This window comes from Microcystis sp. T1-4 (assembly GCF_000297435.1).
Taxonomy (GTDB): domain Bacteria; phylum Cyanobacteriota; class Cyanobacteriia; order Cyanobacteriales; family Microcystaceae; genus Microcystis.
This window is the reverse complement of record NZ_CAIP01000012.1, coordinates 1-5,868: the sequence shown is the minus strand read 5'-3', so window position 1 is coordinate 5,868 and position 5,868 is coordinate 1. Positions and strand designations below refer to the sequence as shown.

At 45.2% G+C, this 5,868-nt stretch carries 4 protein-coding genes; 1 reads left to right on the top strand and 3 read right to left on the bottom strand.

What is annotated here, in order from left to right; translation table 11 throughout:
* Positions 1-404 precede the first annotated feature (404 nt).
* From MICAI_RS00680 to MICAI_RS00670, 3 genes are all read right to left on the bottom strand, one after another.
* On the bottom strand, positions 405-3,110 hold the full coding sequence (locus MICAI_RS00680) for a phycobilisome rod-core linker polypeptide (protein ID WP_008196286.1): 2,706 nt from the start codon (positions 3,108-3,110) through the stop codon (positions 405-407).
* Between the two features lie 174 nt (positions 3,111-3,284).
* Complete coding sequence (gene cutA, locus MICAI_RS00675) at positions 3,285-3,623, bottom strand: divalent-cation tolerance protein CutA (protein ID WP_008196283.1); 339 nt, start codon at positions 3,621-3,623, stop codon at positions 3,285-3,287.
* 165 nt (positions 3,624-3,788) lie between these two features.
* The gene (locus MICAI_RS00670) at positions 3,789-4,496 is read right to left on the bottom strand and encodes a Crp/Fnr family transcriptional regulator (protein WP_008196282.1); all 708 of its coding nucleotides are present in this window, start codon (positions 4,494-4,496) and stop codon (positions 3,789-3,791) included.
* Between the two features lie 55 nt (positions 4,497-4,551).
* Here MICAI_RS00670 and MICAI_RS00665 point away from each other — a divergent pair, with 55 nt between their 5' ends.
* Positions 4,552-5,751, top strand: coding sequence for a hypothetical protein (locus tag MICAI_RS00665; protein WP_008196279.1), 1,200 nt, complete (start codon positions 4,552-4,554; stop codon positions 5,749-5,751).
* Positions 5,752-5,868 lie beyond the last annotated feature (117 nt).

Sequence of the window (5,868 nt, the reverse complement as noted above, 5' to 3'; positions counted from 1 at the left end):
CCTTTAACTCTACTAATATAGACCTCTTGCATAAATCCGAAAACAAACGATAGAAACAATAATAGGAGGGACTTTCAGTTAATTATTTATTAGTAGTTGATAATCTTCAAAAATGTTGCTGTACAAGGATCGACTTAAGACTTTTGCAAGAGGTCTTATGATATTCTAGCCTATCTGTAGTCACATTTTGGCGAATTGGTATAATACTAAATCCGTTGAGTAACGCACAGAAAACGGGTTTCTCCGAGAAACCCGTTTTCTACTCATGCACTCATGCAAAAGAGGGAATAGATAATCAGTTTTTAATAACTGGATTTAGTATCAGTCTTTAATAACAAGATTTAGTATAAACAAAAAAAAGCTCGTGTTGAACACGAGCTAAATTAACTAACTTCAAGGAGTAACTAACCACCGACCTTAACTACCGGTTTAAAACTGGGAACAACCAGTTCACTATCCTGTTTAGTCAGCTTATTGTATAAGCGTTCCGTATTGGGGAAATTAGCAGCTGGTAGAGTTGGGAAACGACGGTAGGGAACCGTATCTTCACCAAATAATTGTAGGTATTCCATGCTATTAACCATGGCACCGATAAAGGCCTTTAATCCCTGAGTTGCCAGAATTTGGTTATATTTCTGGATTTCTTTTTGATTCAAGGGAGCGCGACCTAAGAAGTGCTTGGTTCCCAATTCAATTACTTTCGTATTCGGATAGGGAGCATAGAATTCTTTCAGGTAAAGATCCGAACCACCTAAACCCTCGATAAACTCTTTCACCGTGATCTCAGCATTGCTTAATTTACTCTCTAAAGCGGTAAATTCGGCATTGATGATATAGGGTTCGAGATCCCGTTCAAAAATCTGACGATAGGCGGCGCGAACAGTATTTTGTACGGCAACTTTATCCAGATTAGTTAACAGTTTAAAGACCTTAGTTTGTTCCCGTTGAACCGTGACACCTTGACCGACACGAGATTGAATATCCGGTTCAGTGCGAATCGAGACCGAAGGTGTACCCAATTCAATAAAGCGCGGGGTTTCCTCTTTATCAACTCTTTGGCCGATATCTTCGCGGAGATTACCCAAACGCACCATCCGTAACTGCATCCCTTGGGGAGTTAGATAGCGCTCGTAGGGAACCGTATCTTCGCCAAAAGCTTCCGTATATTCAGCACTATCGATCAGAGCATCGATTAAAGCATAGAAGCCTTTTTTCGAGCAGATATCGAAGTATTGATTCATTTCCTGACGACCGTAGGTGGGACGACCGAGCAGACGACGGTGAATATATTCGATCGCTTTCACCACATAGAGAGGAGTCCAGTAGATTTTCCGGAAAGTCTCGGATTTAGCTAGGGTTTTGATAAACTCCCGCAGAGTGATATCGCCATTTTCCAGCTTAATCTCGGCCACGGATAAACGCTGACCTTCGTAGGGCATTCGACCGAAAACCTGACGATAAGCCGCTAAAATCACTCTTTGGGTGGAACTTTCACCAAATTTAACGCTCACCCCATTGCTAGAACCGGGTAACTCGTTATTGAGACGGAAAACCTTCGGTCCCAAAGTACCGGGGAATTCACCTCGGGCCCCGGGGTTGCTATTTTGGTTATTAGTAGCAGGTCCGCGGTGGATGAGGATACGTTTGCTATCTTTACCGAAGGGAGCGGGACTAGAACTAGGTTCGCGGGTTTCTTTCGGGAAAATTGCCCCAAATTGGATTTCTAGGGGGTCATTTCCAGAACCGTAAACGTGCTGATCCGGTAAGGGGCGATCGTATTTAGCAAAGGTGGTGATAAATTGGGGAACTTTGCGGAAAGGTGCGCTGTAGTTAAACAGGTCGATCTGCATCCCCCAGTTGCGACATTCCTGTGCTTCTGCACCCAAACCCCGGAGATAGGGAACGGTTTCTTCGCCGAAATAGTCGGAATATTCCTGAGAATCGACTAAAGCATCGATTAACGCCCCTAAACCGCCGCTAGAGACGATCGAGAAGTATTTCTGCACTTCTTCCCGGGAGGAAGGACCGCGACCGAGGAAATGACGGAAAGCCAATTCTAGGGCGCGACTATTGATAAAAGGTTCAAAGAACTGTTTGCGGTAGAGAGGCGATTTACCGAGACGACGGACAAATTCTTTCATCGAGATGTCGCCGTTTTTCACCTTCGATTCTAGGTCAGAAATGGACTGACTATAGGCGCGGGTGATGTCCCGTTCAAAAATTTGTCTGTAGGCGGCCTTGATAATCGAAGATTTTTCCGACTCCGATAAACCGGTTTTCATGACAAACTTTTGCCGTTTTTCGGCGGCATTGTAGTAGCTTTGGGGAAGACTTAAACCCTGTTGGTCACTACTGGGACGTTGACGCAGTTTATTAGAGGGAGTGGGGGCTTTTAATTCCCCCAGTAGGATATTGAAATAGTCACTGATTAAAGTGGCCGCATCCTTGTCTCTTTGGAAATACTCGATCGAAGCGGCCCGCATTTCCTGTAGGGCCACGATGGTCGCGTCAATGGAACAGGCATTTTCGAGAACTTCCCTTAAACCGCGGGTATTAACGATCAGGATACTGGTATCACCAGCCACGATCGCGTATGTAATGTAACGCAGGAACCAGGATAAATCCCGGAGGGACTTCTGCATATTGCTCGGACCGTAACGAGAGACGTTAATCGGTCGGAATCCGGGGGGAATCGGGCCGCTAGAGGCGAAAATCCCTTTTAAGCCACCGAGAAGGCCACTACCGCCACCCGACCCGCTTTCAGCGTAGGTAACGGTTCCTAATTTCATCCCTTCCCTGACGTTGATAGCTGTACCGGCACCCACCAGGGCCATTTCTTCCACGGGGGGTTTTTCTAGATAAGCCATGGGTGAACCACCGGTAAAAATCCGGTTAGCTGCCCGTGAGACGATCAGATCGGAGTTCCGGGTGAGGGTTTGGGCAATATCTAAGCGCTTGCTCCCCGATTGGAAGTAGGCGATCAGTTCATTGAGTTCGGGTTTATCGAGAAAGCGGTCTTGTTGTTCTGCTTGGGTAATGGCAGATACCGGGACGGTTTGATAGAGTTGGGGACGCGCTAAGGAGCTGCCACCGCTTGCCTTAAGACTCATTGGATTTTAACTATCTCCCTTGACGATGTGCTGAGTTCTCCAATCGTGGAGGCGATCGGTCTTAAAACCAGATGTTTAAACATTTAATCAGCATCTAGATTAAAACTTTTTGTGCTTCCTGAGATAGTTTATTAAGAATTATATAGATTTTTTTCGCTCCAGTTGCCGATTGGTCTATTCTGACACCCCACCTGTATGGGAGGCTAACCAGTCTAAATAGGTCTGAGAACCTGCCACAATCGGTAAAGCGATGATTTCCGGGACGGCATAGCTATGCAGTTCCTGTATCTTCGCCGATAACTGCTCAAACTGCTTTAAATCGGTTTTGATCACTAATTGCCATTCCCTCTCGTTTTCAATCTGTCCCTGCCAACGATAAATGGAACGAATCGGGTAAATACTGACACAAGCCGCTAGGCGCTCGTTCAGTAAGGCGATCGCTAGGTGTTCCGCTTCCGTTTCGCTGGTCGTTGTCACCAGCACCACTCCAAAACCGGTTAATCTTTCAGTCATAAGTAGTCGTGCAAAATAAATTTCCTAGTGAAGATAGGCAACAGGCAATAGGCAACAGGCAAGAGGAGGAATAGATAATCAGTCTTTAATAACCGGATTTAGTATGATAACTGATAACTGATAACTGATAACTGATAACTGATAACTGATAACTGATAACTGAATTTAGGCGATCACTTTTTCTAAAGCGGCCAGATCGGGAATACAAAGAGAGTCCTGCTGTCGTTGAATCAGGCCTTTTTTCTGCAATTTGGTCAGGGATCGGGTCACGGTTTCCCGGGCCAGACCACTAATACTACTCAATTCCCGGTGAGGTAAATTAGGAATTATCGTACCCTGGCTGTTTTTTTGTCCTTGACCTTCGGCCAAAAAGAGTAAACTATCGGCGACTCTGGAGAGACTATCGGCCTCGCGCAAACGTAAACGCCGGTTAAGTTGACGCAAACGCTTGGCCATTAACTGAGAAAGACGAATTCCCGCTAAAGGTTCCGCTTTGAGCAGATTAAGAAAATCTTGGGCGGGAATACTGCTAATTGTGGCCGTGGTGAGGGTGATAGCATCAGTGGAGCGGGGAAATTCCTCTAAAGCGGCCATTTCTCCGACTATTTCCCCTTTACCGAGGATATTTAAGGTGACTTCTTTGCCCTCCACATTGTAAGTACGAATTTTCACCCAACCATCGAGAATAAAGTAAACCGAACCACCCCAATCATTTTCTAATAAAATCGCCCGATTAGCGGGATGGGTAAGGGTGACAGCATGAGAAATAACTTTATCGACGGTTTCAGGGGGTAAACCGACCAATAAAGTGGCTGTATCCAATAATTTTTGAATCTCTGCTGATTTTTCCGCAGGATAGCGTTTTTGTTCCATGGTTTAATATTTAAATTTTGTCCGTTTTAGGCGGGTGATTCTACAATAGAAAGTTGTGGGTATTTTTAGTGATCTAGTGACCGATAAACAGGATTTTTCCTCCCTACTGACCGAGATCGATCGGGTTCTTTCCAGGGTGATTTCGTCTCTAATTAACCCGCAAGAAGTTACTGCCGAGACAATTATCGCCACCCGTCAACAATTAGAATCGGCCAGAGCGCAGCTTTTTCCGTTATTATTCCCCGATCGAACCCCTGAAGTTGCCCGTTGGTCCCTGGGAATGGAGGTGCAACCAGAGGGGGTGAAAATCGTTTTTTTTCGGGAAAGCCAAGGACTGATCGATTTTTATCCTCTTTCTTGGAGTCTGGCAACGGGAACAAGCGATCGCTTACCCTGCCATCAGGTGGAAGAATATCTAATTAGCTGGCTATCTAATCGGGATTTTAGCACCGATTCTTGGCTCTGGGAAGCCCTGGAGCGATTAGAAGCTATCATTATCACCGATGACGGGGAAACCCCCACGGATGACCTAAAAAAAGCCCTTCTCACAGCGCAATTAATACCCCCCGATCGCCTCTCTAGTCTAGAAACAGCGATCGCTACTGCTCTGGCCTATATTCCCACCAGCGATCAACCGCAACCCCAAACCCTACTGGTGATCGAAGGGAAACGGGAAACCACCACTTTAGCGATAGTGGAAGTCCCAGCGCAAACTCGCTCTTTATGCCGTCAAGCGATCGCTCTGAGCCATTTTAACTACGGGGAAAACACCTATGAACAGGCGATACTCTCTCAGTTAATTTATCCTCTCTGGCGTTCTTTTTTGCCTCTTTCCCCCCGGGATCTCACCGATACTAATCCCTTAAAAAAATCTTTACTTGCAGCCGCTAGATTGACCAAATTAATCCTTCAAGAAGAAAGGGAATTTACCTCCTCTCTGGCCAGTCATACTTGGACGGTCAGTCGCACTGATTTAAATAAGAAGGTGATTATACCGTATCTAGATAATTTAAAACAGAAAGTTAATGATTTGTTAGAAAAACAGCAAAAAAGTCTTGAGGATATCGATCAAATAATTTTTAGCGGTAATTTTTTCTTGACCATTTGGCCTCATTTTCTAAGAGAAATACAGCAAGAATTTGCCGGTTGCCATCTAGAAGCCCCCAGTCAGGAAAACTTCTCACCGGCAATCTTGGGTTTAGGTCGTCTCTGTTTATTTTCGGCTCTTAGAGGTGAGAATGAAAATAATGCTTAAAAAAATCAAACAATTTAGGTGTGATACTAAGTAGCTGGTTATAATTAAATTAAAAATGAATTTTAGGTTCGATCCCCCCTGCCCCCCTTGATAAGGGGGGGTGCCGATAGGTGGGGA